The 24,813-nt window shown below is 67.7% G+C and carries 27 protein-coding genes; 21 read left to right on the top strand and 6 right to left on the bottom strand.

Annotated elements, in window-relative coordinates; genetic code table 11:
* Positions 1-382 (bottom strand): TAXI family TRAP transporter solute-binding subunit (locus tag I8J34_RS18945; protein WP_214363200.1); only part of this gene is annotated, 382 nt, incomplete at its 3' end.
* A gap of 194 nt (positions 383-576) precedes the next feature.
* Positions 577-1,875 carry a D-amino acid dehydrogenase gene (locus I8J34_RS18950; protein ID WP_214363201.1) on the bottom strand — a complete coding sequence of 433 codons (1,299 nt, stop codon included), beginning with the start codon at positions 1,873-1,875 and terminating at the stop codon, positions 577-579.
* 100 nt (positions 1,876-1,975) lie between these two features.
* Between I8J34_RS18950 and I8J34_RS18955 the strand changes: the two genes are divergently transcribed.
* Positions 1,976-2,899, top strand: a complete 924-nt coding sequence (locus tag I8J34_RS18955) for a LysR family transcriptional regulator (protein WP_214363202.1) — start codon at positions 1,976-1,978, stop codon at positions 2,897-2,899.
* A gap of 13 nt (positions 2,900-2,912) precedes the next feature.
* Here I8J34_RS18955 and ald read toward each other — a convergent pair whose 3' ends face one another.
* Positions 2,913-4,028 carry an alanine dehydrogenase gene (gene ald / locus I8J34_RS18960; RefSeq protein WP_214363203.1) on the bottom strand — a complete coding sequence of 372 codons (1,116 nt, stop codon included), beginning with the start codon at positions 4,026-4,028 and terminating at the stop codon, positions 2,913-2,915.
* 95 nt (positions 4,029-4,123) lie between these two features.
* Between ald and I8J34_RS18965 the strand changes: the two genes are divergently transcribed.
* Positions 4,124-4,936, top strand: coding sequence for a helical backbone metal receptor (locus I8J34_RS18965; RefSeq protein ID WP_214363204.1), 813 nt, complete (start codon positions 4,124-4,126; stop codon positions 4,934-4,936).
* A gap of 10 nt (positions 4,937-4,946) precedes the next feature.
* Here I8J34_RS18965 and I8J34_RS18970 read toward each other — a convergent pair whose 3' ends face one another.
* The 3 genes from I8J34_RS18970 to I8J34_RS18980 form a co-directional block, all read right to left on the bottom strand.
* Entirely contained in the window at positions 4,947-5,381 is a 435-nt protein-coding gene (locus I8J34_RS18970) for a putative toxin-antitoxin system toxin component, PIN family (RefSeq protein WP_214363205.1), read from the bottom strand.
* A 61-nt stretch (positions 5,382-5,442) separates the two neighbouring features.
* Positions 5,443-7,266 carry a PHA/PHB synthase family protein gene (locus I8J34_RS18975; RefSeq protein WP_214363206.1) on the bottom strand — a complete coding sequence of 608 codons (1,824 nt, stop codon included), beginning with the start codon at positions 7,264-7,266 and terminating at the stop codon, positions 5,443-5,445.
* 11 nt (positions 7,267-7,277) lie between these two features.
* Entirely contained in the window at positions 7,278-8,318 is a 1,041-nt protein-coding gene (locus tag I8J34_RS18980) for an MBL fold metallo-hydrolase (RefSeq protein ID WP_214363207.1), read from the bottom strand.
* 137 nt (positions 8,319-8,455) lie between these two features.
* On the opposite strand from I8J34_RS18980, the gene I8J34_RS18985 reads away from it, so the two are divergent.
* From I8J34_RS18985 to I8J34_RS19075, 19 genes are all read left to right on the top strand, one after another.
* The gene (locus I8J34_RS18985; protein WP_214363208.1) at positions 8,456-8,866 is read left to right on the top strand and encodes a MerR family transcriptional regulator; all 411 of its coding nucleotides are present in this window, start codon (positions 8,456-8,458) and stop codon (positions 8,864-8,866) included.
* Between the two features lie 67 nt (positions 8,867-8,933).
* Entirely contained in the window at positions 8,934-9,392 is a 459-nt protein-coding gene (locus tag I8J34_RS18990; protein WP_214363209.1) for a PaaI family thioesterase, read from the top strand.
* Between the two features lie 31 nt (positions 9,393-9,423).
* Positions 9,424-10,596 (top strand): isovaleryl-CoA dehydrogenase, encoded by a 1,173-nt coding sequence (locus tag I8J34_RS18995; protein ID WP_214363210.1) that lies wholly within the window; start codon positions 9,424-9,426, stop codon positions 10,594-10,596.
* 91 nt (positions 10,597-10,687) lie between these two features.
* The gene (gene can, locus I8J34_RS19000; protein WP_214363211.1) at positions 10,688-11,827 is read left to right on the top strand and encodes a carbonate dehydratase; all 1,140 of its coding nucleotides are present in this window, start codon (positions 10,688-10,690) and stop codon (positions 11,825-11,827) included.
* 40 nt (positions 11,828-11,867) lie between these two features.
* Positions 11,868-13,058 (top strand): acetyl-CoA C-acetyltransferase, encoded by a 1,191-nt coding sequence (locus I8J34_RS19005; RefSeq protein WP_214363212.1) that lies wholly within the window; start codon positions 11,868-11,870, stop codon positions 13,056-13,058.
* A 168-nt stretch (positions 13,059-13,226) separates the two neighbouring features.
* On the top strand, positions 13,227-14,360 hold the full coding sequence (locus I8J34_RS19010) for an acyl-CoA dehydrogenase (RefSeq protein ID WP_214363213.1): 1,134 nt from the start codon (positions 13,227-13,229) through the stop codon (positions 14,358-14,360).
* A 29-nt stretch (positions 14,361-14,389) separates the two neighbouring features.
* On the top strand, positions 14,390-14,827 hold the full coding sequence (locus I8J34_RS19015) for a PaaI family thioesterase (protein ID WP_214363214.1): 438 nt from the start codon (positions 14,390-14,392) through the stop codon (positions 14,825-14,827).
* A 16-nt stretch (positions 14,828-14,843) separates the two neighbouring features.
* Positions 14,844-15,470, top strand: a complete 627-nt coding sequence (locus I8J34_RS19020) for a LysE family translocator (protein ID WP_214363215.1) — start codon at positions 14,844-14,846, stop codon at positions 15,468-15,470.
* Between the two features lie 10 nt (positions 15,471-15,480).
* Complete coding sequence (locus I8J34_RS19025) at positions 15,481-16,083, top strand: 2-hydroxychromene-2-carboxylate isomerase (protein WP_214363216.1); 603 nt, start codon at positions 15,481-15,483, stop codon at positions 16,081-16,083.
* Between the two features lie 13 nt (positions 16,084-16,096).
* A complete protein-coding gene (locus tag I8J34_RS19030; protein WP_214363217.1) occupies positions 16,097-16,687 on the top strand; it encodes an LOG family protein in 591 nt (196 codons plus the stop codon).
* A gap of 31 nt (positions 16,688-16,718) precedes the next feature.
* The gene (locus I8J34_RS19035; RefSeq protein ID WP_214363218.1) at positions 16,719-18,326 is read left to right on the top strand and encodes a carboxyl transferase domain-containing protein; all 1,608 of its coding nucleotides are present in this window, start codon (positions 16,719-16,721) and stop codon (positions 18,324-18,326) included.
* Positions 18,327-18,337: 11 nt separating this feature from the next.
* Positions 18,338-19,126, top strand: coding sequence for an enoyl-CoA hydratase/isomerase family protein (locus tag I8J34_RS19040; RefSeq protein ID WP_214363219.1), 789 nt, complete (start codon positions 18,338-18,340; stop codon positions 19,124-19,126).
* A gap of 16 nt (positions 19,127-19,142) precedes the next feature.
* Positions 19,143-19,799 carry a DUF4126 domain-containing protein gene (locus I8J34_RS19045; protein ID WP_214363220.1) on the top strand — a complete coding sequence of 219 codons (657 nt, stop codon included), beginning with the start codon at positions 19,143-19,145 and terminating at the stop codon, positions 19,797-19,799.
* Positions 19,796-20,440 carry a VOC family protein gene (locus I8J34_RS19050; RefSeq protein WP_214363221.1) on the top strand — a complete coding sequence of 215 codons (645 nt, stop codon included), beginning with the start codon at positions 19,796-19,798 and terminating at the stop codon, positions 20,438-20,440. The genes I8J34_RS19045 and I8J34_RS19050 overlap by 4 nt, the downstream gene beginning before the upstream one ends.
* A gap of 21 nt (positions 20,441-20,461) precedes the next feature.
* Positions 20,462-20,602 (top strand): hypothetical protein, encoded by a 141-nt coding sequence (locus I8J34_RS19055; protein WP_214363222.1) that lies wholly within the window; start codon positions 20,462-20,464, stop codon positions 20,600-20,602.
* Positions 20,595-22,595, top strand: coding sequence for an acetyl/propionyl/methylcrotonyl-CoA carboxylase subunit alpha (locus tag I8J34_RS19060; RefSeq protein WP_214363223.1), 2,001 nt, complete (start codon positions 20,595-20,597; stop codon positions 22,593-22,595). The genes I8J34_RS19055 and I8J34_RS19060 overlap by 8 nt, the downstream gene beginning before the upstream one ends.
* Entirely contained in the window at positions 22,592-23,506 is a 915-nt protein-coding gene (locus I8J34_RS19065) for a hydroxymethylglutaryl-CoA lyase (protein WP_214363224.1), read from the top strand. The genes I8J34_RS19060 and I8J34_RS19065 overlap by 4 nt, the downstream gene beginning before the upstream one ends.
* Positions 23,503-23,715 (top strand): DUF1289 domain-containing protein, encoded by a 213-nt coding sequence (locus I8J34_RS19070; RefSeq protein WP_214363225.1) that lies wholly within the window; start codon positions 23,503-23,505, stop codon positions 23,713-23,715. The genes I8J34_RS19065 and I8J34_RS19070 overlap by 4 nt, the downstream gene beginning before the upstream one ends.
* Positions 23,716-23,862: 147 nt before the next feature.
* Positions 23,863-24,813: a sodium-dependent bicarbonate transport family permease gene (locus tag I8J34_RS19075; protein WP_214363226.1), complete on the top strand. Its 951-nt coding sequence runs from the start codon at positions 23,863-23,865 to the stop codon at positions 24,811-24,813.

Genomic DNA, 24,813 nt, shown 5'->3' on the forward strand with positions numbered 1-24,813 from the left:
CGGCCCGGGCCACCACGGTGAACGGCTCGGGGTGGATCGAGAACACCGCGCGCAATTCCTTGAACGGGCCGGCCTCGGCGAACTTGCTGGTGCCCTTGACGGCGTGATACTGCCAGTCGGACTGGGCGACGCCGAAGTCCAGCTCGCCGGCGCGGATGGTGTTGACGTTGTACACCGAGCCGCCGGTACTTTCGACCGAGCAGCGGATGCCGTGGGTGGCGCGGTCCTTGTTCATCAGGCGGCAGATGGCGCCGCCGGCGGCGTAGTACACGCCGGTGACACCGCCGGTGCCGATGGTGACGAACTTGGTTTCAGCCTGGGCGGGCGTGCCAAAGCCTGCGCCGAGGGCGAGTGCGGCGGCGAGAACGGTCAGCTTCTTCATTGATGTGACTCCTTGTGGGTATTGTTCTGATGACGAAGTGGCGCGTCGCGACCCGGTTGGGCGGGCGACGCGTGTTTTGCGCCTGAGGGAATGAAGCATTGCCCGCCAACTCTACACAATGACGATATGAATGCCAAACCCTGAAGCGCCTTGCCTGGTGCGGCTCTCCGACGCATCGGCAGCGTTGCGCCGCCTCAGCGCGAGGAGGCGCCGACCGCCTTGCGCCAGCCGGAGGCGCCGCTGTGCGCCAGGGTGAACTCCTCGTCCGGCACGGCGCGGGGCCGGCCGGCGATGCGGTCGGCGACCAGCCGGGCGCAGCCGGCGGCGAGGGTGAAGCCCAGGGCGCCGTGGCCGAGGTTGAGCCACAGATTGGGGAGGGCGGTGGCGTCGACCACCGGGCGGCCGGTCGGCGTGGCAGGGCGCAGGCCGGCCCAGGGGGCGACGGTGTCGAGCTGCACGCCGTCGCCGAAGTTCTGCCGGGTCTCCCGGATCAGGGTGGCGAGCCGGTCGGCCTGCAGGCTCTCATCATGACCGACGATATCGGCCATGCCCGCCACGCGCAGCTGCGCGCCGAGCCGGGCATAGACGATCTTGCGCTGGTAGTCGGTGATGCTGATGTCGGGCACCTTGGCCGGATCGGCGATCGGTGCGCTGATGCTGTAGCCCTTGAGCGGATAGACCGGCACCTCGATGCCCAGCGGGCGCAGCAGGGCGACCGCCTCGACCCCGCCGGCGGCCACGCAGGCGTCGGTGGGGATATCGCCGCGGTCGGTCCGCAGCGCCACCACCCGGCCGCCGCTGACGATCAGCGATTCGACCAAGTGGCCGAGGTGGAAGCGCACCGGATTGGCGCCTTCGCCCATGCGCCGGGCCAGCGCCTGGCACAGCTTGAAGCAGTCGCCGACGTCTTCCGAGGGCGTGTGGATGCCGCCCACCACATCGGCACCCATGCCGGCGATGGCCGGCTCCAGCGCCAGGCAGGCGGCGCGGTCGAGGGCATGCTGCTGGCTGGCCAGCTCGGGGCGCGATTCGATCAGGGTACGCGCGCTGCGAAACCCGGCTGCGTCGCGATAGACCACCAGCTTGCCTTTGTGCCGAAAGTCGAAATCCAGCGCCTCGGTCGTCACCCAGTCATGCACCAGCCGCTGGCTGAGCAGCGATAGCGGCAGCAGGGCGGCGACGGTGCGTTGTTTGTCGTTGGCGTTGCAGGCCTTCATGAAGCTGGCGATCCAGCGCCATTGGTCGCGGTCGAAGCGGGGCTGGAAGCGGATCGGCGAGTCGGCCTGGAGCATCCAGCCCGGCACCTTGGGCAGCACGTCCGGATCGGCCAGCGGTGCGATGTAGCGGTAGCTCAGCTGGCCGCCGTTGGCCTGGCTGGTGCCCTGACCGACGGTTTCGCGCCGGTCGATGACGGTCACGGAATGGCCGTCCTGGCGCAGAAACCAGGCGGTGGCCAGGCCGACGATGCCGGCGCCGATGACGGTGATGTGCATACGTGCTCCTGAGAATCGATCCCGTGAGTCTGGCATCGGCAATGCGCCAGCAACATGCTATGTTGGCCATCAGGTATGTTGATTGAACATGGAGCGTGTCATGCGACTTCGCCAGATCGAAGTGTTTCGCGCAGTGATGCTGACCGGATCGGCCAGTGCCGCGGCGCGCTGGCTGAACGTGTCGCAACCGGTGGTCTCGCGCGTCATCCGCCATGCCGAAACGCAGCTGGGGTTTGCGCTGTTCGAGCGGGTCGGCGGGCGCCTGTCGCCCACGCCCGAGGCCGGCGCGCTGTTTGCCCAGGTCAAGCGTGCCTGGGGTGAAATCGAGCGGGTCGATGCGATGGCCGCCAACCTGCGCCGCGGCGCGTCGGGGTTGCTGCGCGTGGCGGCCACGCCCTCGCTGGCCACTCACTTGCTGCCGGTTGCCCTGCATGCCCTGCGCGCGGCCCATCCGGACGTGGTCTACGACTTGTGGGCGGTGCATACCCGGCAGATCGAGGATGCCCTGCTGGCCTACGAGGTGGATGCCGGTCTGGCGATCGATCCGGTGGCGCAGGTGACGGTGAGCCTGTCGCCGGTGGCCGCGGGCGAAGTGGTGCTGGTGGCGCCGCGGCCGTGGTGCGACGGGGTGTTGCGTGTGGACGAGCGCGGCTGGCTCGACGGCCGCCCCTACATTGCGCTGGCGTCGGACACCCCGCTGGGCCAGCGTCTGGCGCAGGCCATGGAGGCGGCCGGCTGGGAGCCGCCGGCCGCCTTGCGGGTGCAGACCTATGCCCTGGCCGCCACGCTGGTGAGCCACGGACTGGGCTTTGCCTTCGTCGACAGTTTTACCGCCGCGGGGCTCGATCCGGCGCGGGTGGTGCGCCTGCCGCTGGCGCCGGCAGTGCCTTGCCGCTTGCAGCTGATGCGCGCCGCCGGCACCACCTCGTCGGTGCTGGTCAGCCGCCTGGTGGATGGCCTGCACGAGGCGGCCGACGCGCAGACCCGCTGGCTGGCGGGCGCCACCCGGTTGTCCTTGGCCTGAGCGCCGGTCGCGCTCAGGCCAGCATCGTCTCGGCGGCGACCGGCGTCTGCCCGAGCGCCGCGGCGGCTGCCGGATGCACCAGCTGGCCGCGGCACACGTTCAGCCCGCCGCGCAGATGCGTGTCGTCGCGCAGCGCCTGTTGCCAGCCCTTGTCGGCAAGGGCCAGCACGCAGGGCAGGGTGGCGGCGTTGAGGGCGTAGGTGGAGGTGTGTGCGACCGCGCCCGGCATGTTGGCCACGCAGTAGTGCACCACGCCGTCGACCACGTAGGTCGGGTCGGCATGGGTGGTTGGCCGGGCGGTTTCGCAGCAGCCGCCCTGGTCGATGGCCACGTCCACGATCACCGCGCCCTCACGCATCTGCCGCACCATCTCGGCGCTGACCAGATGCGGGGCGGCGGCGCCGGGGATGAGCACGGCGCCGACTATCAGATCGGCGGCCAACACTGCCTGCTCGATGGCCTCGGCGGTGGCATGCAGGGTTTTGAGGCGGGCGCCGAATTGGGCATCGAGCCGGCGCAGTACCGCGGCGTCGCGATCGATCAGGGTCACGTCGGCGCCCAGGCCACAGGCCATCGCCGCCGCATTGCGGCCGACCACGCCGCCGCCGAGGATCACCACCCGCGCCGGAAGCACGCCGGGCACCCCGCCGAGCAGGATGCCGCGCCCGCCCGCTTCCGTCTCCAGGCAGTGGGCGCCGGCCTGGATGCTCATGCGGCCGGCCACTTCCGACATCGGCGCCAGCAGCGGCAGGCTACCGTCCGGTGCGGTGACGGTTTCATAGGCAATGGCGGTCACGCCGCTGGCGCACAACTCGCGCGCCTGATCCGGGTCGGGGGCCAGGTGCAGATAGGTGAACAGCACCTGGTCGGCGCGCAGGCGGGCGCGCTCGACCGCTTGCGGCTCCTTGACCTTGACGATCATCTCGGCGGCGTCGAAGACGGCCTCGGCATCGTCCGCGATGCGGGCGCCGGCGGCGCGGTAGACCGCATCGTCGGCGCCGATGCCGAGGCCGGCCCCGGTTTCGACGATGAGCTCATGGCCGTGGGCATGCAGTTCGCGGACGCTGGCGGGGGTCAGGCCGACGCGGTATTCGTTGTTCTTGATTTCCCTGGGGACGCCGATGCGCATGATCTTCTCCGGATGCGTCGATGCCGGTTGGATGCCCTCCCGGGGGCGAAAGTTCGGCGGGGGCGCCGACGAAGGTGCCACGCTAGAATGCGCCGATGACTGCTTCCGATCCGATTCCCGTCGACGCCCTCGGCCAGCGCCATGCCGCGCTCGGCCGCGATGCCCGTATTGTCTGCCTGGTGCCGTCGATCACCGAGTTGCTGTGCGATCTGGGGCTGATCGATCAACTCGTCGGCCGCACCGGCTTCTGCATCCACCCGCGCGAGGCGTTGCGCGCGGTGCCCAAGGTGGGCGGCACCAAGGATGTGAAGCTCGAGCGCATCCGCGAACTGGCGCCGACGCATGTGATCGTCAACATCGACGAAAATCCGCGCGCCGTGGCCGAGGCGTTGGCCGACTTCGTGCCCAACGTGGTGGTCACCCATCCCTGCGTGCCGGAGGACAACCACGCCCTGTACCGGCTGATGGGGCATCTGTTCGCTTGCGCGCCGGCGGCCGCGGCCTTGTCGGACTCGCTGACGGCGGCCTTGGCCGAAGCGCGAGCGGTGGGTGCCGCGCTGCCGGCCGAGCGGGTGTTGTACCTGATCTGGCGTGAGCCGTGGATGACGGTGTCGCGTGACACCTACATCGCCGCCACGCTGGCGGCCGTCGGCTGGCACACCGAACCGGCCGCGGCCGGCGAGCGCTATCCAGCCTTCGACTGGCAGGCGCCGTGGCTGGCCGGTGTCTCGCGGGTGCTGCTGTCGACCGAGCCTTATCGCTTTCAGGACAAGCACGTGGCCGAAGTGGCGGCCCTGTGCGGCCGGCCGGTGCAGCTGATCGACGGGGAATGGACCTCGTGGTATGGCAGCCGGGCGATCGCCGGGCTGCGCGAACTGGCCCGGCTGCGGCGCGCGCTGGCCGCTTGAGGCGACGGCCTCAGTCGCTGGCGGGGAAGGCCTTCTGCCAGGCTTCGGGCGTGATCACCGCGCAGCGCTCGCGCATCAGGCGGTGGCGGCCGGCGCGCAGCAAGGCCTTGTCGCGGGTGAGCAGCCAGCGGGCCTGGCCGTCATGGGCGATTTCGAGAAACTTCTGGTCGTCGGCGTCGCGGCAGCGCGGCAGGTCGGCGGCGGGCGCGGCGGGCGGCACGCACGTGGCTTGGGCACGGTAGGTGTCGAAGATCCCGGCCTGGCGATCGGGCGGGCAGGCGAACTGGCGATAGGCGAGCACGCGGCGCAGCTCTTCGAGCGCGTCCTCGCGTGTCAGCAATCGCGCGTGGCCGGCGGCGATCCAGGCGCGCAAGATGCCGAGCGCCGGGTCGTCGAAGAACCACAGCGCCATGATGGTGTTGGTGTCGAGAACGGTCGGGGTCATGATCGGCGCGTGAAAAAGGGGCCGGTCGGCCCCTTTTTCATCGGGCTGGTCGAGACGTGTTTCAGGCCGCCTTCTGTGCATCGAGACGGGTTTTCACGTAGCTGCCCGGCGCCTCTTCGATGACGGCCAGCGTGCCCTTGGCCGGGTCGCGTGCGTCGACCTGCACCTGGTTGTGGCCGGTGACCCAAGCCTGCCAGTCGGTCCACCACGAGCCTTCATGCTGCACCGAGGCGTCGAACCATTCCTGGGCGGTGTCGGGCAGGGCGCCGTCCTCGCACACGAAGTAGCCGTATTTGTTGGCCGCCGGCGGATTGACGATGCCGGCGATGTGGCCGGAGCCGCCCAGCACGAAGCGCACCGGACCGCCGAAGTTGCGCGCACCGGTGTAGGTGCTCTTCCACGGCGCGATGTGGTCTTCGAGGGTGGAGATGAAGTAGCACGGGACCTTGATCTTCGACAGATCGATCTTGACGCCGTCGATCTCGATGCCGCCCGGCTCCACCAGCCGGTTCTCCATGTACAGGTTGCGCAGGTAGAAGCTGTGCATCTTGGCCGGCATGCGCGTGGAGTCGGAGTTCCAGTAGAGCAGATCGAAGGGGAAGGGATCCTTGCCCAGCAGGTAGTTGTTCACCACGAAGGACCAGATCAAGTCGTTGGCGCGCAGCATGTTGAAGGTGCCGGCCATTTCGGAGCCTTCGAGGTAGCCGCGCTCGGCCATCTTCTTCTCGAGGCTGGAGACCTGGCCTTCGTCGATGAACACGCCCAGCTCGCCCGGCTCGGAGAAGTCGGTCATGGTGGTGAAGAAGGTGGCGCTGGCGATGCGCTTGCGACGCTTGGCGGCCAGGTAGGCCAGCGTGGTGGCCAGCAGCGTGCCGCCCAGGCAGTAGCCGGCCGCATTGATTTCCTTCTCGCCGGTCTGCGCCTCGATGGCGTCGAGAGCGGCCAGGATGCCGTCGGTCACATAGGCGTCGAAGCTGCGTTCGGCCAGCTTCTCGTCGGGGTTCACCCAGGAGATGACGAACACTGTGTGGCCCTGGTCGACGGCCCACTTGATGTAGGAGTTCTTCTCGCGCAGATCGAGAATGTAGAACTTGTTGATCCAGGGCGGCACGATCAGCAGCGGGCGCTTGAGCACCTTGGTGGTCGATGGCGTGTACTGGAGGAGCTGCATCATCTCGGTCTGGAAGACCACCTTGCCCGGCGTGGTGGCGACGTTCTTGCCCAGCTCGAAGGCCGTGGTGTCGGTCATCTTGACGCGCAGGTTGCCGCCGCCGTCTTCGACGTCGCGCAGCAGGTTGTTGAGGCCCTTGACCAGGTTCTGGCCATGGCTCTTGACCGTTTCGCGGAACACTTCGGGGTTGGTCAGCGCGAAGTTCGACGGGCTCAGCGCGTCGACATACTGGCGGGTGTAGAAGTTGACCTTTTTCTGGGTCTGCTCTTCCAGCCCTTCGACGCCACAGACGGTGTCATGGATGTGGCGGGCGGTGATCAGGTAGGACTGCTTGATGAAGTCGAACAGGAAGTGCTCTTGCCACTGCTCGTCCTTGAAGCGTTTGTCGTCCTTGGCCGGGGCGGCCACCGGCGGGGCCTGCATGCCGGCGAAGCGCAGCATGGAGTGCTGCCACAGCGAGAAATAGTCCCACACCAGGTTCATCTGGGTCTGGGCAAGTTTGTACGGGTTGGCCAGCAGCTTGGCCATCATGTCCATGAAGGCCTGGGCGATGCCCAGTTCGTCGGCCGGGGCGGCGACGCCCTTCTTGAGCTGACGCTGGACATGCTCGCTGATCAGGTGTGAGGCGCGCTGGGCCACTTCGGAGTAGGTCTGGGCAAGCTCACTCGGGTCGGGCAGTTCCATAGTCCTGTCTTCTGTCTTGGGGGGTGCCATGCGTTCAGTCCTCAATGCTTGGGTAGAGCGGTTGATATGAAGCGGGCCACATCGCCGCCCTCGTCCGCCTCGCGCAAGTCCCTCTCCCGCACGAGGTAATTCAGGTGGGCAATGGCCTCCCCCATCGCGAAGAATACCTGGTGGGTATCCAGCTCGCGGGGGAACAGGGTTTCGAGCAATTCTGCTGCACTGCGAGATGTCTGGCAGGCGGCCAGCAGCTCATCGCAACGCTCGCGGTGATGGGTGACCAGCTGCTCGACTCTCGCCCGAATCCCTTGGAAAGGCCTGCCATGGGATGGTAGCACGAGCGTGCTGTCCGGCAAGTTGTTGAAGTCACGTATCGAATTGAGAAAACGGCCCAAGGGATTGTCATGAGGCGTTGCAGCAAAGACGCTCACATTGGTCGAGATGCGCGGCAACAGCATGTCGCCCGAGATCAGCAGATCGAGCGCGGGACACCACAGGGCGGCGTGTTCCGGCGCATGCCCGTAGCCGACGATGACCTCCCAATCGTGGCTGCCGATGTTCAGCCGGTCGCCGTCGATCAAGCGGCGATAGGTCCGTGGCAGGCTGGGGACCCCGCGCCGGTAGCCATTGCCGCGCTGGGCGAGGGCGTCGAGCCGTTCGGCATCGAGGCCGTGGCGGCGGAACTGGGCAATGGTGTCTTCCACGGCGAAGCCGGGCAGCTGGTGCCACAGCGCGTGGCCCATGAGGAACTCGCCCTGGGTCATCCAGATGGGCGCGCCGGTGCGTTGCGACAGCCAGTCGGCCAGGCCGAGATGGTCCGGATGGAAATGCGTCACCACGATGCGCGACACCGGCTTGCCCAGCCGATCGAGCGCCGCCGCCCACAGGGCCTGGATCTCCGGCAGACCGAAGCCGGTGTCGACCAAGGTGACGGCATCGCCGTCGTCGAGGATCCACAGGTTGATATGGTCGAGGGCGAAGGGCAGGGGCATGCGCAGCCAGTGGACGCCCGGCGCGACGGTCAGCCACTGGCCGGCGTCGGGCACTGCGTCGATCGGATAGTTCAGGGCCTGGGGCGCGTTCATTGGGGTTCTCCTTGCGCGTGGTGATTGCTTCGATGCGCGAATTCTGATTAACTGGATAAATCGTTTATTGCCGATTGTTCCATAAAAAACAATTAACTAGCCGAGTGGCTGCAGATTTTTCTTGCGGCGCAACATCCATGACTGCCGAACGTACCTACACCATCACCGAACTGGCGCGCGAGTTCGACATCACGCCACGCGCCATCCGTTTTTACGAAGACCAGGGCCTGCTCACGCCCGACCGCGCCGGCCGCACCCGGGTCTATTCGCGCGCCGATCGCACCCGCCTCAAGCTGTCGCTGCGTGGCAAGCGCCTCGGCCTGACGCTGGCCGAGATCAAGGAAATCCTCGACATGTACGGCGGCGCCAGCAACACCGCGCCCCAGCTCGACCGCTTTCTCAAGGTGCTCGGCGAGCGCCGCGCCGCGCTGGCCCAGCAGCTCGAGGATATCGAAGTGGTGCTGGGAGAAATCGACATGCTCGAGCGCCAGTGCCGCGATCTGCTCGACCACCGGACGTCGGACGAATCCAAGAACCAGGGCACATAGGTCTTGGTTTTTTTTGCAATTTACTTTACGTTTACGTAAACGTAAATACAAGCCCAGCGAGGACGCCATGAACGCCGGCCAACACTTCACCCCGCGAGACCCCGATTTCGCCGTGCGCGTGCGCGCCGGTTTCGACGCACAGCCGATGATGGCCTTCATCGGCGCGACGCTGAGCTCGGTCGAGGCGGGGCGCTGCGTCATCGAGCTGCCGTTCCGGCCCGAGCTGGCGCAGCAGAACGGCTTCTTCCACGGCGGCATCGTCGGCACGCTGGCCGACAACGCCGGCGGCTTTGCCGGCTACACCCTGATGGCGGCCGACGCCGGGGTGCTGACGGTGGAGTACAAGTTGAACCTGATGGCCCCGGCGCAGGGCGAACGGCTGATTGCCGAAGGGCAGGTGCTGCGCGCCGGGCGCTCGCTGGTGGTGTCGCGCGCCGAGGTGTATGTCCTTGGCCCGGCAGGGAAAATTCACTGTGCCACAATGCAACAGACACTGATGACCATGCACGGCAAGGGCGTCGCCTGAACCGGACGAGACTGAACGAGGAGACCGATTGATGAACATTCCGAGCCTGAACTTCGACCTGGGCGAAACCATCGACATGCTGCGCGATGCAGTGTGGGACTTCGCCAGCAACGAGATCGCTCCGCGCGCCGCCGAGATCGACCAGAAGAACGAATTCCCCGCCGACCTGTGGAAGAAGCTGGGCGACCTCGGTCTGCATGGCATGACAGTCGAGGAGGAGTACGGTGGCACGCAGATGGGCTATCTGGCGCACATCGTGGCGCTCGAGGAAGTCTCGCGCGCCTCGGCCTCTGTCGGCCTGTCCTATGGCGCCCACTCCAATCTGTGCGTGAACCAGATCCGCCGCAACGGCAATGCTGCACAGAAGCAGAAGTACCTGCCCAAGCTGGTCTCCGGCGAGCACGTGGGCGCCCTGGCGATGAGCGAGCCGAACGCCGGCTCTGACGTGGTGAGCATGAAGCTGCGCGCCGAGAAGAAGGGTGACCGCTATGTGCTCAACGGCTCGAAGATGTGGATCACCAACGGTGGCGATGCCGACACGCTGGTGGTGTACGCCAAGACCGACATCAACGCCGGCCCCAAGGGCATGACCGCCTTCATCATCGAGAAGGGCATGAAGGGCTTCTCCTGCGGCACGCACCTGGACAAGCTGGGCATGCGCGGCTCGAACACCTATCCGCTGTTCTTCGATGATGTCGAAGTGCCCGAAGAGAACGTGCTGGGCACGGTCGGTGGCGGCGTCAAGGTGTTGATGAGCGGTCTCGACTACGAGCGTGCCGTGCTGTGCGGCGGCCCGCTGGGCATCATGGCTGCGTGCATGGATGCGGTCGTCCCGTTCGTGCATGAGCGCAAGCAGTTCGGCCAGGCCATCGGCGAGTTCCAGCTGATGCAGGGCAAGCTCGCCGACATGTACTCCACCTGGATGGCGACCCGCGCCTATGTGTATGCCGTGGGCCGCGCCTGCGACCGCGCCGACCATGCGCGCACGCTGCGCAAGGACGCCGCCGGCGCGATCCTCTACTCGGCCGAGAAGGCCACCTGGATGGCCGGTGAGGCGATCCAGGCCTTGGGTGGCGTCGGCTACACCAACGAGTACCCGGTCGGCCGTCTGTGGCGTGATGCCAAGCTGTACGAGATCGGTGCCGGCACCAGCGAGATCCGCCGCATGCTGATCGGTCGCGAACTGTTCGCCGAATCGATGTGAAGGCCGGTGGGCGGGTGACCGAACGTTCGCGCGCGAGCCCCCGCCCTCCGGTATCGTTCCGGATTGTCTTCAATCCTGTATGAGCATCTTCATGGCAACCACACTTCGCGTCCTCGACACCACCCACACCGCCGAACTGGAGCATGTGCGCCAGTTCTTTCGCAATTACGCGGCCTGGCTGGGGGTGGACCTGTGCTTCCAGAACTTCGATGCCGAGATGGCCGCGCTGCCGGGCGCCTATTCGGCGCCGGGCGGCCGGCTGTTTCTGGCCGAGGTCGATGGCCAGCCGGCCGGTTGTGTGGGGATCCGCAAGTTCTCCGACGGCGTGTGCGAGATGAAGCGGCTGTACGTCGAGCCGTCGATGCGGGGCCTGGGCGTGGGGCGCGATCTGGCGCTGGCGGCGATCCGCACCGCCAAGGAGTTGGGCTACAAGCGCATCATGCTCGACACCCTGCCGGCCATGCGCATTGCCGTGAAGCTCTATCGCGAGCTGGGTTTCACCGAAGCGCCGGCCTATTACCCGACGCCGATCGAAGGCACCATCTTCCTCTCGCTCGATCTGTCGGACTGGTCCGAAGACGCGGTCAAGAACGAGAATCTCTTCCACCTGTTCGACTACAACCGCGCCTGGGCGCGGCAGATGAGCGAGGTCGATCCGCAGTTCTTCGAAAAGCTGGCGCATCTGCAGGCGCCCGAGTACCTGTGGATCGGCTGCGCCGACTCGCGCGTGCCGGCCAACCAGATCGTCGGCCTGCTGCCGGGCGAGGTGTTTGTCCATCGCAATGTGGCCAACGTGGTGGTGCATACCGATCTCAACTGCCTGTCGGTGATCCAGTTCGCGGTCGACGTGCTCAAGGTCAAGCATGTCATGGTGGTCGGTCACTATGGCTGCGGCGGCGTGCGCGCTGCGCTCAACCGCGACCGTGTCGGTCTGGTCGACCTGTGGCTGCGCCATGTGCAGGACGTGCACACCAAGCACATGTCGCGGGTTGGCGAACTGCCGCCCGAGATGCGCCATGACCGCCTGTGCGAGCTCAATGTCATCGAGCAAGTCATCAACGTGTGCCAGACCGTGGTCGTCCAGGACGCCTGGGCGCGCGGCCAGAAATTGACCGTCCATGGCTGGGTGTATGGCCTCAAGGACGGCCTCATGAACGACCTCGGGCTGACGGTCAGTCGCTCGCAGGACCTGGTGCCGCGCTACGCCGCGGCCCTTGAAGCGCTGCGCTGAGCGGCGCGCCCCGACATCTACAGAGCATCAGGAGTCCAGCATGAATGATCCCGTCGTTATCGTTTCCGCCGCCCGCACGCCGATGGGCGGCTTCCAGGGCGAGCTGTCCAGTCTGAGCGCGGCGCAATTGGGGGCGGCCGCGATTGCCGCGGCCGTCGAGCGCGCCGGGCTCAAGCCGGAACAGGTCGAAGAGGTCATTCTCGGCTGCGTGCTGCCGGCCGGCCTCGGCCAGGCCCCGGCGCGTCAGGCGGCGCTGGGCGCCGGTCTGCCGATGTCGACCACCTGCGCCACCGTCAGCAAGGTGTGCGGCTCGGGCATGAAGGCCACCATGCTGGCCCACGACATGCTGCTCGCCGGCTCCAACCAGGTAATCGTCGCCGGGGGCATGGAGTCGATGAGCAACGCGCCCTACCTGCTGCCCAAGGCGCGCGGCGGCTATCGCCTCGGCCATGGCCAGCTGATCGACCACATGTTCTTCGACGGCCTCGAAGACCGCTACGGCAAGGAGACCAACGGCCGCCTGATGGGCACCTTCGCCGAAGACTGCGCCGGGCACTACAGCTTCTCGCGCCAGGCCCAGGACGAATTCGCCATCGCCTCCACCACCCGCGCGCAGGACGCCATCAACGGCACCGGTTTCGACTGGGAGGTGACCCCCGTCACCGTCGCCAGCCGCAAGGGCGAGGTGGTGGTCGACAAGGACGAGCAGCCGCTCAAGGCCAATCTCGACAAGATCGGCACGCTCAAGCCGGCCTTCTCGAAAGACGGCACCGTCACCGCCGCCAACTCCTCGTCGATCTCCGACGGCGCCGCCGCGCTCACGCTGATGCGCCGCTCCACCGCCGAAGCCCTCGGCCTCAAGCCGATCGCCACGATTCTCGGCCATGCCACCCATGCGCAGGAGCCGCGCTGGTTCACCACCGCGCCGGTCGGTGCCATGCAGAAGGTGCTGGGCAAGGTGGGCTGGAACGTCGGCGACGTGGATCTGTGGGAGATCAACGAGGCCTTCGCCGTGGTCACCATGGCGGCCATGAAAGAGCTAGAACTCGATCACGCCAAGGTCAACGTCAACGGCGGCGCCTGCGCGCTGGGCCACCCGATCGGCGCCTCGGGCGCGCGCATCCTCGTCACCCTGCTCGGCGCGCTGCGCGCCCGCGGCCTCAAGCGCGGCGTGGCCAGCCTGTGCATCGGCGGCGGCGAAGCCACCGCGATGGCCATCGAGATGGTCTGAAGATCACCCACGTGTAGCCCGGACGAAGCCGCAGGCTGACTCCGGGAGCGGTGGCACATGAACCGATGACCCCGGATTCCGCTGCGCTGCATCCGGGCTACGTGACAGAACCAAGGACGGGCGACCGATCGCCCGCCATAAAGAAAAGAGCAAGAGGAGAACAGCACCATGATCCTGACCCAGGAACAGGAAATGATCCGCGACTCGCTGCGCGCCTTCGCGCAGGAGCGCCTGGCGCCGTTTGCCGAGGAATGGGACCGCAAGCACACCTTCCCGCGCGAAGCGCTCAAGGAGCTGGCCGAGCTTGGCGCGCTGGGCATGGTGGTGCCCGAGCAATGGGGCGGCGCCGGCATGGACTACATGAGCCTGGTGCTGGCGCTCGAAGAGATCGCCGCCGGCGACGGCGCCACCTCGACCATCGTCAGCGTGCAGAACTCGCTGGCCTGCGGCATTCCCAACCGCTACGGCAACGATGCGCAGAAGGAGAAATGGCTCAAGCCGCTGGCCAGCGGCCAGATGCTCGGCTGCTTCTGCCTCACCGAGCCGCATGTCGGCTCCGACGCCGGGGCGATCAAGACCACGGCCGTGAAAGACGGCGACGAATGGGTGATCAACGGCGTCAAGCAGTTCATCACCACCGGCCGCGAGGCCGACGTGGCCATCGTGTTCGCCGTCACCGACAAGGCCGCCGGCAAGAAGGGCATCTCCTGCTTCCTGGTGCCGACCCAGACGCCGGGCTACATCGTCGCGCGCATCGAAGAGAAGATGGGCCAGAAGGCCTCCGACACCGCGCAGATCCTGTTCGAGAACTGCCGCGTGCCGGCCGACGCGCTGCTCGGCGAAGAAGGGCAGGGCTACAAGATCGCGCTGTCCAACCTCGAAGCGGGCCGCATCGGCATCGCCTCGCAGTGCCTCGGGATGGCGCGCGCCGCGCTCGAAGCGGCGGTGAAATACGCCCATGAACGCGAGACCTTCGGCAAACCGATCTTCGAGCACCAGGCGGTCAACTTCCGCCTCGCCGACATGGCCACGCAGCTCGAAGCGGCGCGCCAGCTGGTGTGGCATGCCGCCAGTCTCAAGGACGCCGGTCGGCCCTGCCTCAAGGAGGCCTCGATGGCCAAGCTGTTCGCCTCCGAGATGGCCGAGAAGGTGTGCTCCGACGCGATCCAGATCCACGGCGGCTACGGCTATGTGACCGACTTCCCGGTCGAGCGCATCTACCGCGACGTGCGCGTGTGCCAGATCTACGAAGGCGCCAGCGACATCCAGCGCCTGGTCATCGGCCGCGCGCTGGCCGACTGAATCTTGGTCCCCAACTCAGAGAGCACACCATGAGCAGCTACAGACTGCACCCCGACGCGTCCATCGACAGGCTCAACGCCCGCACGCCCGGCACGCTGCCGGGCTGGTTCGGCCTGGCCGTGACCGCGCTCGAACCCGGCCGGCTCACCGCAGGCATGAGCATTCGCCCCGAGATGCTGGCACCCAACGGCTATCTGCATGCCGCTTCGGTGATCGCCCTGGCCGATACCGCGGCCGGTTTCGCCACCATCGCGCACCTGCCCGAAGGCGCGAGCAGCTTCACCACCATCGAGCTCAAGAGCAATTTTCTCGGCACCCAGACCGAAGGCGAGATCAGCTGCACCGCCACCGCCGTGCACACCGGCCGCAACACGCAGGTGTGGGACGCCGAGGTGATCGGCAGCACCGGTCGCAAGCTGGCGCTGTTCCGCTGCACGCAGATGATCCTCTGGCCGAAGGCGGCCTGAGCCCGGGACGGCCGACATGCTCGACACCCAGCTCCTGCTCCTGTTCATTCCGGTGGCCGCGCTGTTCACCCTCGCGCCGGGGCCGGACAGCCTCATGCTGCTCGGCCGCGCCCTCGGGCAGGGGCGGTTGGCTGGGGTGGCTGCGGCCGCCGGCTGTGCGCTGGGTATCCTGATCACCTCGGTGCTGGTCGCCGCCGGGTTGTCGGCGGTGGTGGCCGCTTCCGAAACCCTGTTCTTCGTGCTGCGCGCCGTCGGTGCGGTGTATCTGGTGTGGGTCGGCATTCAGGCGATTCGCCGGCACGGGCTGATCCCGCTCAAGGGCGCCGCGCCGCTGCCGCTCAAGCGGGTGTTCCTGAGCAGCCTAACGGTCAATCTGCTCAACCCCAAGGTGGCGGTGTTCATGCTCGCCTTCCTGCCGCAATACGCGCGGCCGGCGCTGGGCCATCTCGGCTTGCAGATCTTTTTGCTCGGCGCCACCTATGCGCTCATCACCCTGGTGCTGATGTCGCTGATGGGCGCCGGTGCCGCGCGCCTGCGCGACTTCCTGCAGGCGCGGCCGGCGGTGATCAAGTGGCTCAACATCGGGGCCGGCAGTGCCTTCATCGCCTCCGGGCTGAAGGTGGCCAGCATGAAGCATCCCTAGGAGACCGCACATGGCAGAGCCCATCGATTTCTACTTCGACTTCTCCTCGCCCTATGGCTATTTCATGAGCGAGAAGATCGACGGCATCGCCGCCGGCGTCGGCCGCAAGGTGCGCTGGCATCCGATCCTGCTCGGCGTGGTGTATGCCGTCTCGGAAGGCAAGCCGCTCACCGACGTGCCGCTCAAGGGCGACTACGCGGTGCGCGACATCGCGCGCTCGGCACGCTTTCATGGCGTGGATTTCGCCATGCCCAGCCCGTTCCCGGTCGCCACCCAGGCGGCGGCCCGCGCCTTCTACTGGCTGCATGAGCAGGACTGCACGCTGGCGCGCCGCTTCGCCCATGCCGTGTATCGCGCCTACTTCAAGCTGGGGCGCGATATCTCTTCGCCCGAAGTGGTGGTCGATATCGCCGAATCGCTCGGGGCGGACGGTGCCGCGCTGGCCGCTGCGCTGAAGAGCGATCCGCTCAAGGCGCGGCTCAAGGCCGCCTGCAACGAGGCCATTGCCAAGGGGGTGTTCGGCTCGCCCTTCGTGATCATCGACGGCGAGCCCTTCTGGGGCGTCGACCGCCTGCCGCAGATCGAGCGCTGGCTCGATGGCGGCGCTTTTTGAACGGAACCGATCCATGCGCTTCAAGCGACTGTGCGTCTTCTGCGGGGCCCGCCACGGCGCCCGCCCCGAGTATGCGGCGGCGGCCGAGAGGATGGGCCGCACCCTGGCCGAGCGCGGCATCGAGCTGGTCTATGGCGGCGGCAACGTCGGCCTGATGGGCGTGGTGGCCGATGCCTGCATGACGGCCGGCGGTTCGGTGATCGGCGTGATTCCGGAGGCGATGCTCGAATGGGAAGTGGGCCACCGGGCGCTCACCCGGCTCGAAGTGGTCGACTCCATGCACACCCGCAAGGCACGCATGGCCGAGCTGTCCGACGGCTTCATCGCCCTGCCCGGCGGGTTAGGGACCTTCGAGGAGCTGTTCGAGGTGCTCACCTGGTCGCAACTGGGCTTCCACCGCAAACCGATCGGCCTGCTCGACGTGGCCAACTACTACACCCCGCTGGCGCAGATGCTCGCCAACGGCGTGGAAGAGGGTTTCATGAAGCCCGAAAACGCGTCGCTGCTGATCCGCGGCGACGACATCGACACCCTGCTGCGTGCGATGGCCGACTACCGCGCGCCGGCCACCGCCCCGCGCATCCAGAACGAAAAGCAGCTGTAAACAGCTGCACCAACGACAAGGACGAGGAGACATGAGCACGATCAAATCGAAGATCAACACGCGCTCGGAGGAATTCCGCGCCAACGCCGAGAGCATGCAGGCGGTGGTGGACGACCTGCGCGACAAGGCCGCCCAGGTGGCGCTCGGCGGCGGCGAGAGCGCGCGCGACAAGCACCTGGCGCGCGGCAAGCTGCTGCCGCGCGATCGTGTCGGCCACCTGCTCGACCCGGGCACGCCCTTCCTCGAGGTCGGCCAGCTGGCCGCCTTCGGCATGTACGACAACGACGCGCCCTCGGCCGGCGTGATCACCGGCATCGGCCGCATCAAGGGCACCGAGTGCATGATCGTCGCCAACGATGCCACCGTGAAGGGCGGCACCTACTACCCGATGACGGTCAAGAAGCACCTGCGCGCGCAGGAGATCGCCGAGCAGAACAACCTGCCCTGCGTCTATCTGGTCGACTCCGGCGGCGCCTTCCTGCCCAAGCAGGACGAAGTCTTCCCCGACCGCGACCACTTCGGCCGCATCTTCTTCAACCAGGCCAACATGTCGGCCAAGGGCATCCCGCAGATCGCCGTGGTGATGGGCTCGTGCACCGCCGGCGGCGCCTATGTGCCGGCCATGTCGGATGAGACCGTCATCGTCAAGAACCAGGGCACCATCTTCCTCGGCGGCCCGCCGCTGGTGAAGGCGGCCACCGGCGAGGTGGTCACGGCCGAAGACCTGGGCGGCGGCGATGTGCACACCCGCATCTCGGGCGTGGCCGACCACCTGGCCGAGAACGACAGCCATGCGCTCAACATCGCGCGGCGCATCGTCGGCAACCTCAACCGGGTCAAGCCGGTGAGTCTGGCCCTGGGCACCGGCGAGGAGCCGATCTACGACCCGTCCGAGATCTACGGCATCATCCCCTCCGACACCCGCAAGCCCTACGACGTGCGCGAGATCATCGCCCGTGTGGTCGACGGCTCGCGCTTCGACGAATTCAAGGCGCGCTACGGCAGCACCCTGGTGTGCGGCTTCGCCCAGCTCTACGGCTACCCGGTCGGCATCGTCGCCAACAACGGCATCCTGTTCGGCGAATCGGCGCAGAAAGGTGCGCACTTCATCGAGCTGTGCGCCCAGCGCGGCATTCCGCTGCTCTTCTTGCAGAACATCACCGGCTTCATGGTCGGTCGCAAGTACGAGAACGGCGGCATCGCCAAGGACGGCGCCAAGATGGTCACCGCCGTGGCCACCGCCCAGGTGCCCAAGATCACCGTGCTCATCGGCGGCAGCTTCGGCGCCGGCAACTACGGCATGTGCGGCCGCGCCTACAGCCCGCGCTTCTTGTGGATGTGGCCCAACAGCCGCATCTCGGTGATGGGCGGCGAGCAAGCCGCCAGCGTGCTCTCGACCGTGCGCCGCGACGGCATCGAGGCCAAGGGCGGCAGCTGGAGCGCCGCGGACGAAGAAGCCTTCAAGGCGCCGATCCGCGAGCAGTACGAAGCCCAGGGCCACCCCTACTACGCCACCGCCCGCCTGTGGGACGACGGCGTGGTCGACCCGGCCCAGACCCGGCGCATGCTCGGCCTGTCGCTGTCCGCCTCGCTCAACGCCCCGATCCAGCCGACCCGCTTCGGCGTGTTCCGCATGTAAGAGAGATGACCATGTTTGAGACCCTCGACATTGAACGTGACGGCGGCATTGCCACCGTCTGGATGAACCGGCCGGACGTGCACAACGCCTTCAACGCCCAGCTGATCGCCGACCTCACCGCCGCCTGCGTCCAGCTCGACGCCGACGAATCGGTGCGCGTGGTGGTGCTGGCCGGGCGCGGCAAGAGCTTCTCGGCCGGTGCCGATCTGAACTGGATGAAGGCCGCCGGCGAGGCCAGTGTGGACGAGAATCTGGCCGACGCGCGCCGGCTCGCCGGCATGCTGCGCACGCTGTCCGAGATGGACACGCCGACCATCGCCCGCGTGCAGGGCGCGGCCCTGGGCGGCGGCATGGGCCTGGCCTCGGCCTGCGACATCTGCGTGGCCAGCGAAAAGGCCATCTTCGCCACCTCGGAAGTCAAGTTCGGCATCATCCCCTCGGCCATCAGCCCCTATGTGATCCGCGCCATCGGCGAGCGCCAGAGCTACCGCTATTTCCAGACCGCCGAGCGCATCAGCGCTGCGCGCGCCGGCGAGCTGGGCCTGGCCCACGAAGTGGTGGCGCCCGAGGCGCTGGACGACAAGGTGGCCGAGATCGTCGCCGCGCTGCTGCAGGGCGGGCCCAAGGCGCAGGCGGCGGCCAAGGCCCTGATCCGTGCCGTGGCCAACCAGCCGGTGTCCGACGCCGTGGTCGAGGACACCTCACGCCGTATCGCCACGCTGCGCAGCACGCCGGAAGCCAAGGAAGGCCTGAGCGCTTTCCTTGACAAGCGCCCGGCGGCCTGGGTGCCGCAGGCCTGAGCGGCCGTTGCCGGTCATGAACGAACTGCCCGTCCTGCTCGACAGAGTGCAGCCCCTGCTCGACTGGCGCGACCTGCCGGTCGACATGGCCTCGCTCGCCGCCCTGGCGGCCGGCCTGGGCTGGGCCAGCGGCTTGCGGCTGTATGCGCTGGTGTTCGTGCTCGGTGTGGTAGGGCGTTTCGGCGGGGTGCAACTGCCCGGCGAACTCGACATGCTGACCCATCCGCTGGTGCTCGGGCTGGCGGGCCTGATGCTGCTCGCCGAGTTCTTTGCCGACAAGCTGCCCTGGCTCGATTCGGTGTGGGATGCGGTGCATACCTTCATCCGCATTCCGGCCGGCGCCGCGCTGGCGGCGGCGGTGATGGGCGACCAGTCGGGCAATGCGCAGATCCTCGCCGCCCTGCTCGGCGGTTCGCTGGCGGCCGGCACGCACTTTGCCAAGGCCGGCGCCCGCGCGGCGATCAACACCTCGCCGGAGCCGGTGAGCAATGTCGTCACCTCGCTCGGCGAAGACGCGCTGTTCGTCGGCGGGGTGTGGACGCTCTTCAACCATCCGGTGCTCTTCCTGGTGGCGCTGGGCGTGTTCATGGCACTGGCGCTGTGGCTGGTGGTGAGCCTGTGGCGCTTCGTGCGGCGCCGGCTGCGCCCGCGGCAGCACGAGGTGGCCGCATGAGGGCCATCGATCATCTGGTCGTCACCGCCCCGAGTCTCGCCGCCGGCGTGGCCTGGGTCGAAGCGACGCTGGGCGTGCCGATGCAGGCCGGTGGCGAGCATGTGCGCATGGGCACCCACAACGCCCTGTTGTCACTCGGCCCCGGCGTGTACCTGGAAGTGATCGCGGTAAATCCGGCCGCGCCGCCCCCGGCGCACCCGCGCTGGTTCGGACTCGATGCGCTGGCCCCCGATGCCGCTCCGCGGCTGGCCACCTGGGTGCTGCGCACGGACGACATCGCGGCCGATGTGGCGGCCTTCGCCATCTCGCCGGGGGCGGTGATGCCCATGGCGCGCGGCGATTTCCGGTGGCAGATCTCGGTGCCCGCCGACGGCCGGCTGGTGGCCGACGGCGTGCAGCCAACGCTGATCCAGTGGGCCGACGCGCGTCATCCGGCCGACTCCCTGGCCGACGTCGGTTGCCGCCTGCTGCGGTTGGTCTGCGCACATCCGCAGGCCGGCGCCCTGCAGGCGCCACTGGCCCGGCTCGGGCTGGATGCCTGCCTCGAATGGCAGACGCTCATGCCGGGGCAGACCCCGTGCTTGAGCGCCGAACTCGATACCCCGGCCGGGCGGGTGACGCTCGGCGGAACAGAACAATGACAGAAACGGTGGAGAAGACACATGTTTGAAAAAATCCTGATCGCGAACCGCGGTGACCAGCCGCGTAGCCCGGCCGAGCGCAGCGACGCCGGGGCCGCCATGGCACAGCAGAGCCAAGGGTGTGTTTGCGTCGATTTCACCGCGGAGGTGCACCATGTTTGAGAAGATTCTTATCGCCAACCGCGGTGAAATCGCCTGCCGCGTCATCAAGACCGCGCGACGCATGGGCATCAAGACCGTGGCGGTGTATTCCGAGGCCGACGCCAACGCGCGTCATGTACGCCTGGCCGACGAGGCGGTGCTGATCGGCCCGGCCGCGGTCAAGGAAAGCTACCTGGTGATCGACAAGATCATCGCCGCCGCCAAGCAGACCGGCGCGCAGGCGATCCACCCGGGCTACGGCTTCCTGTCGGAGAACGAAGACTTCTGCCATGCCTGCGACGAGGCCGGCATCGTCTTCATCGGCCCGCCGGTGTCGGCGATCCAGGCCATGGGCTCCAAGTCCGAAGCCAAGAAGATCATGGGCGCGGCCGGCGTGCCGCTCACCCCGGGCTACCACGGCGACGACCAGGACCCGGAGCTCCTCAAGCGCGAGGCCGACGGCATCGGCTACCCGGTGCTGATCAAGGCCGCCGCCGGCGGTGGCGGCAAGGGCATGCGCCTGGTGGAGAAGGCCGAGGACTTCCTCGATCTGCTCGGCTCGTGCAAGCGCGAGGCCATCTCCAGCTTCGGCGACGACCATGTGCTGATCGAGAAATACATCACCCGCCCGCGCCACATCGAGATCCAGGTGTTCGGCGACACCCAGGGCAACTGCGTGTACCTGTTCGAGCGCGATTGCTCGGTGCAGCGCCGCCACCAGAAGGTGCTCGAAGAGGCGCCCGCGCCGGGCATGACGCCCGAGCGCCGCGCCGCCATGGGCCAGGCGGCGGTCGACGCGGCCAAGGCGGTCGGCTATGTCGGCGCCGGCACGGTGGAGTTCATCGCCAACCAGGACGGCAGCTTCTATTTCATGGAGATGAACACCCGCCTGCAGGTCGAGCACCCGGTCACCGAGATGATCACCGGCCTCGACCTGGTCGAGTGGCAGCTGCGTGTCGCTTCGGGCGAGCCGCTGCCGCTGGCGCAGGAGCAGTTGCAGATCCGCGGCCATGCGCTCGAAGCGCGCATCTATGCCGAAGACCCGGACAAGGGCTTTTTGCCCTCCACCGGCGCGCTGCTCCACCTGTCGCCGCCGGCCGAGAACCTGCATGTGCGGGTCGACACCGGCGTCGAAGAGGGCGACGAGATCAGCCCGCACTACGATCCGATGATCGCCAAGCTCATCGTCTGGGACCACAGCCGCGAGCGCGCCCTGGCGCGCATGCTGCAGGCGCTGGCCGAGTACCGCGTGGTCGGCGTATCGAACAACATCAGCTTCCTGTCGCGCCTGACCGCCTGCCCGGCCTTTGCCAACGCCGACCTCGACACCGGCCTGATCGAGCGCGAAAAGGCCTACCTCTTCCCCGAAGCCAAGGCCACGCCGGCCGAGGTCTGGTACGTGGCTGCGTTGGCCGAACTGCTGCGCGAGGCCAACCGCGGCGCGGCCAAAGCCCGCCGTGACGAAGACCCGCTCTCGCCCTGGCATGCCCGCGACGGCTGGCGCCTGAACGCCTCGGCCAAGCGCGACCTGATCTTCCGCCTTGGCGAAGACCAGAAAACCGTGAATGTGGCCTACCGTGCCGACGGCTACACGCTGACGGTCGACGGCAAGTCGGTCGAGGCGCGCGGTGAGCTGAACGACCGCGGCCTGCTGCGCGTCGAGCTCGACGGCATGCGCATGGACGCCACCGTGGTGGCCGCCAACGAGAAGCGCCATGTGTTCTTCCACGGTCGTGCCTGGCAGCTGTCCAATGTCGACCCGCTGCACTTCGCCGGCGAGGGCGGTGGCGCCGAAGGCGGCCTGCTGGCGCCGATGCCGGGCAAGGTGATCGCGCTCATCGCCCAGGCCGGCGCCGCGGTCGACAAGGGCGCGCCGCTGTTGATTCTCGAAGCGATGAAGATGGAACACACCATCGCCGCCCCCGCCGCCGGCACGGTCAAGGCCTTCCGCTTCGCGGTCGGCGACCAGGTGGGCGATGGTGATGAGCTGGTTGAGTTCGAGGTGAAGGCATGAATCTTCCGACACAGGTCCGCATCGTCGACGTCGGTCCGCGCGACGGGCTGCAGAACGAAAAGCAGGTGATCGACACGGCGGTCAAGGTCGAGCTGATCGCCCGGCTCGGTGCGGCCGGGTTGAAGAGCATCGAGGCGACCTCCTTCGTGTCGCCCAAGTGGGTGCCGCAGATGGGTGACAACGCCGAAGTCATGGCAAGCATCCAGCGCCTGCCCGGCGTGGGGTATCCGGTGCTGACGCCGAACCTGAAAGGCTTCGAGGCGGCGCTGGCTGCCGGCGCCGAGGAGGTGGCGGTGTTCGGTGCGGCCTCCGAGTCCTTCAGTCAGAAGAACATCAACTGTTCGATCGCCGAATCGCTGCAACGCTTCGAACCGGTGATGGCGGCGGCCCAGGCGGCCGGCGTGAAGGTGCGCGGCTATGTGTCCTGCGTGCTCGGCTGTCCTTACGAGGGCGAGATCGCCCCGGCCGCGGTGGCCGAGGTGGCCGCCACGCTGTTCGACATGGGCTGCTACGAGGTCAGCCTCGGCGACACCATCGGCACCGGCACGCCGGGCAAGACGCAGCGCATGCTCGACGCCGTAGCGGCGCGGGTGCCGGTGGGTAAACTGGCCGGCCACTATCACGACACCTACGGCCAGGCGCTGGCCAATATCTACGCGTCGCTGGAGAGGGGCGTGGCGGTGTTCGACGCCTCGGTCGGCGGGCTGGGCGGTTGCCCCTACGCGGCCGGTGCCTCGGGCAATGTGGCGACCGAGGATGTGGTCTACCTGCTCGACGGGCTGGGCATCGACACCGGCATCGACCTGAACCGTCTGGTCGACACCGCAGCATGGATCAGCGCCCAACTGGGCCGCGAGCCGGCCTCGAAAGTGGCGCGCGCGGTGCTGGCCAAGCGGGGCGCCTGCGTATGAGCGTGGCGTCGCCGTGCATCGACATCTGTAAAATGGACCCCCGCACCGGTCTGTGCGTGGGTTGTGCCCGCACGATCGACGAGATCACCGCCTGGAGTCGCATCGGCGACGACGAGAAGCGGGCGATCCTGGCGCGGGTGGCCGAGCGCGAAGCGGCGCTCGATGTGTTCGACCACGATCCGCAGGCGAGCGGCGGGCGCACGTCCTAACTGGGGTGTTTCGCCAGGCGGGGGGAGGAGGGCGCACCGCCCGCCGCGCCGGAACCTTTTGCGCCGACGGCCGTCAGTTTGTCGGGCCGTGCGGCCGGTGGGGTCGCGGCCCGGGGGCGCGTTGCCCCGATTTGTCTGTGAGCGACGATGAATCCGATCGATCCGATCATCCTGTTTTTCCTGCTCGGCCTCATCGCGGGCCTGGCGCGCGCCGAGCTGCGGCTGCCGGCGGCCATCTATGATTTCGTCAGCATCCTGCTGCTGCTCGCCATCGGCCTGAAGGGCGGCATCGAGCTGGCCAAGCAGCCCTTTGGCGATCTGCTGCCGCAAATCCTCGCCGTGCTGGCGATGGGCTTCGCGCTGCCGTTGGTGGCCTATCCGGTGCTGCGCCACCTCGGGCGCTTCCAGCGCGCCGATGCGGCCTCGATCGCCGCCCACTACGGCTCGGTCAGCGTCGGCACCTACGCGGTGGCGGTGGCCTACTTCGGCACCCGCGAGATCTTCTTCGAAGCCCACATGCCGCTCCTGCTGGTGGTGCTCGAAGTGCCGGCCATCCTGGTCGGCATCGTGCTGGCGCGCGGCATGAGCCGCGAGACGCGCTGGGGCGCGGTGATGCACGAAGTGTTTCTCGGCAAGGGCATCGTGCTGTTGCTCGGCGGCCTGCTCATCGGCTGGATCGCCGGGCCCGAGGGCGTGGTGTCGATCAAGCCGCTGTTCTTCGACCTGTTCAAGGGCATCCTGGCCATCTTCCTGCTCGAAATGGGCCTGATCACCGCGGCGCAGATCGGGTCCTTGCGCCAGTACGGCCTGTTCCTGCTCAGTTTCGGCATGCTCATGCCGGTGGGCTCGGCACTGATCGGCGCGCTGCTCGGCTGGGCGCTGGGGCTGTCGATGGGCGGCACGGCGGTGCTCGCCACGCTGGCGGCCTCGGCTTCGTACATCGCGGTGCCGGCGGCCATGCGGGTGTCGGTGCCCGAGGCCAACCCGACGCTGTCGCTCACCGCCTCGCTGGGCATCACCTTTCCGTTCAATGTGCTGATCGGCGTGCCGCTTTATCATGCGATGGCCGAGCGTGTGCACGCCTTCCTGGGAGCCTGA

The sequence above is a fragment of the Denitromonas iodatirespirans genome (assembly GCF_018524365.1).
GTDB lineage: Bacteria > Pseudomonadota > Gammaproteobacteria > Burkholderiales > Rhodocyclaceae > Nitrogeniibacter > Nitrogeniibacter iodatirespirans.

What these genes read in the sequence shown, in the direction of transcription:
- I8J34_RS19035 (WP_214363218.1), top strand. Translation starts at nt 16,719, where the DNA reads ATGAGCACGATCAAATCGAAGATCAACACGCGCTCGGAGGAATTCCGC.
- I8J34_RS19055 (WP_214363222.1), top strand. Translation starts at nt 20,462, where the DNA reads ATGTTTGAAAAAATCCTGATCGCGAACCGCGGTGACCAGCCGCGTAGC.
- I8J34_RS19025 (WP_214363216.1), top strand. Translation starts at nt 15,481, where the DNA reads ATGGCAGAGCCCATCGATTTCTACTTCGACTTCTCCTCGCCCTATGGC.
- I8J34_RS19065 (WP_214363224.1), top strand. Translation starts at nt 22,592, where the DNA reads ATGAATCTTCCGACACAGGTCCGCATCGTCGACGTCGGTCCGCGCGAC.
- I8J34_RS18970 (WP_214363205.1), bottom strand. Translation starts at nt 5,381, where the DNA reads ATGACCCCGACCGTTCTCGACACCAACACCATCATGGCGCTGTGGTTC.
- I8J34_RS18985 (WP_214363208.1), top strand. Translation starts at nt 8,456, where the DNA reads ATGACTGCCGAACGTACCTACACCATCACCGAACTGGCGCGCGAGTTC.
- I8J34_RS19020 (WP_214363215.1), top strand. Translation starts at nt 14,844, where the DNA reads ATGCTCGACACCCAGCTCCTGCTCCTGTTCATTCCGGTGGCCGCGCTG.
- I8J34_RS18990 (WP_214363209.1), top strand. Translation starts at nt 8,934, where the DNA reads ATGAACGCCGGCCAACACTTCACCCCGCGAGACCCCGATTTCGCCGTG.
- I8J34_RS18980 (WP_214363207.1), bottom strand. Translation starts at nt 8,318, where the DNA reads ATGAACGCGCCCCAGGCCCTGAACTATCCGATCGACGCAGTGCCCGAC.
- I8J34_RS18950 (WP_214363201.1), bottom strand. Translation starts at nt 1,875, where the DNA reads ATGCACATCACCGTCATCGGCGCCGGCATCGTCGGCCTGGCCACCGCC.
- ald (WP_214363203.1), bottom strand. Translation starts at nt 4,028, where the DNA reads ATGCGCATCGGCGTCCCCAGGGAAATCAAGAACAACGAATACCGCGTC.
- I8J34_RS19050 (WP_214363221.1), top strand. Translation starts at nt 19,796, where the DNA reads ATGAGGGCCATCGATCATCTGGTCGTCACCGCCCCGAGTCTCGCCGCC.
- I8J34_RS19075 (WP_214363226.1), top strand. Translation starts at nt 23,863, where the DNA reads ATGAATCCGATCGATCCGATCATCCTGTTTTTCCTGCTCGGCCTCATC.
- I8J34_RS19060 (WP_214363223.1), top strand. Translation starts at nt 20,595, where the DNA reads ATGTTTGAGAAGATTCTTATCGCCAACCGCGGTGAAATCGCCTGCCGC.
- I8J34_RS18955 (WP_214363202.1), top strand. Translation starts at nt 1,976, where the DNA reads ATGCGACTTCGCCAGATCGAAGTGTTTCGCGCAGTGATGCTGACCGGA.
- I8J34_RS19040 (WP_214363219.1), top strand. Translation starts at nt 18,338, where the DNA reads ATGTTTGAGACCCTCGACATTGAACGTGACGGCGGCATTGCCACCGTC.
- I8J34_RS18965 (WP_214363204.1), top strand. Translation starts at nt 4,124, where the DNA reads ATGACTGCTTCCGATCCGATTCCCGTCGACGCCCTCGGCCAGCGCCAT.
- I8J34_RS18975 (WP_214363206.1), bottom strand. Translation starts at nt 7,266, where the DNA reads ATGGCACCCCCCAAGACAGAAGACAGGACTATGGAACTGCCCGACCCG.
- I8J34_RS19045 (WP_214363220.1), top strand. Translation starts at nt 19,143, where the DNA reads ATGAACGAACTGCCCGTCCTGCTCGACAGAGTGCAGCCCCTGCTCGAC.
- I8J34_RS18995 (WP_214363210.1), top strand. Translation starts at nt 9,424, where the DNA reads ATGAACATTCCGAGCCTGAACTTCGACCTGGGCGAAACCATCGACATG.
- I8J34_RS19005 (WP_214363212.1), top strand. Translation starts at nt 11,868, where the DNA reads ATGAATGATCCCGTCGTTATCGTTTCCGCCGCCCGCACGCCGATGGGC.
- I8J34_RS19030 (WP_214363217.1), top strand. Translation starts at nt 16,097, where the DNA reads ATGCGCTTCAAGCGACTGTGCGTCTTCTGCGGGGCCCGCCACGGCGCC.
- can (WP_214363211.1), top strand. Translation starts at nt 10,688, where the DNA reads ATGGCAACCACACTTCGCGTCCTCGACACCACCCACACCGCCGAACTG.
- I8J34_RS19070 (WP_214363225.1), top strand. Translation starts at nt 23,503, where the DNA reads ATGAGCGTGGCGTCGCCGTGCATCGACATCTGTAAAATGGACCCCCGC.
- I8J34_RS19010 (WP_214363213.1), top strand. Translation starts at nt 13,227, where the DNA reads ATGATCCTGACCCAGGAACAGGAAATGATCCGCGACTCGCTGCGCGCC.
- I8J34_RS19015 (WP_214363214.1), top strand. Translation starts at nt 14,390, where the DNA reads ATGAGCAGCTACAGACTGCACCCCGACGCGTCCATCGACAGGCTCAAC.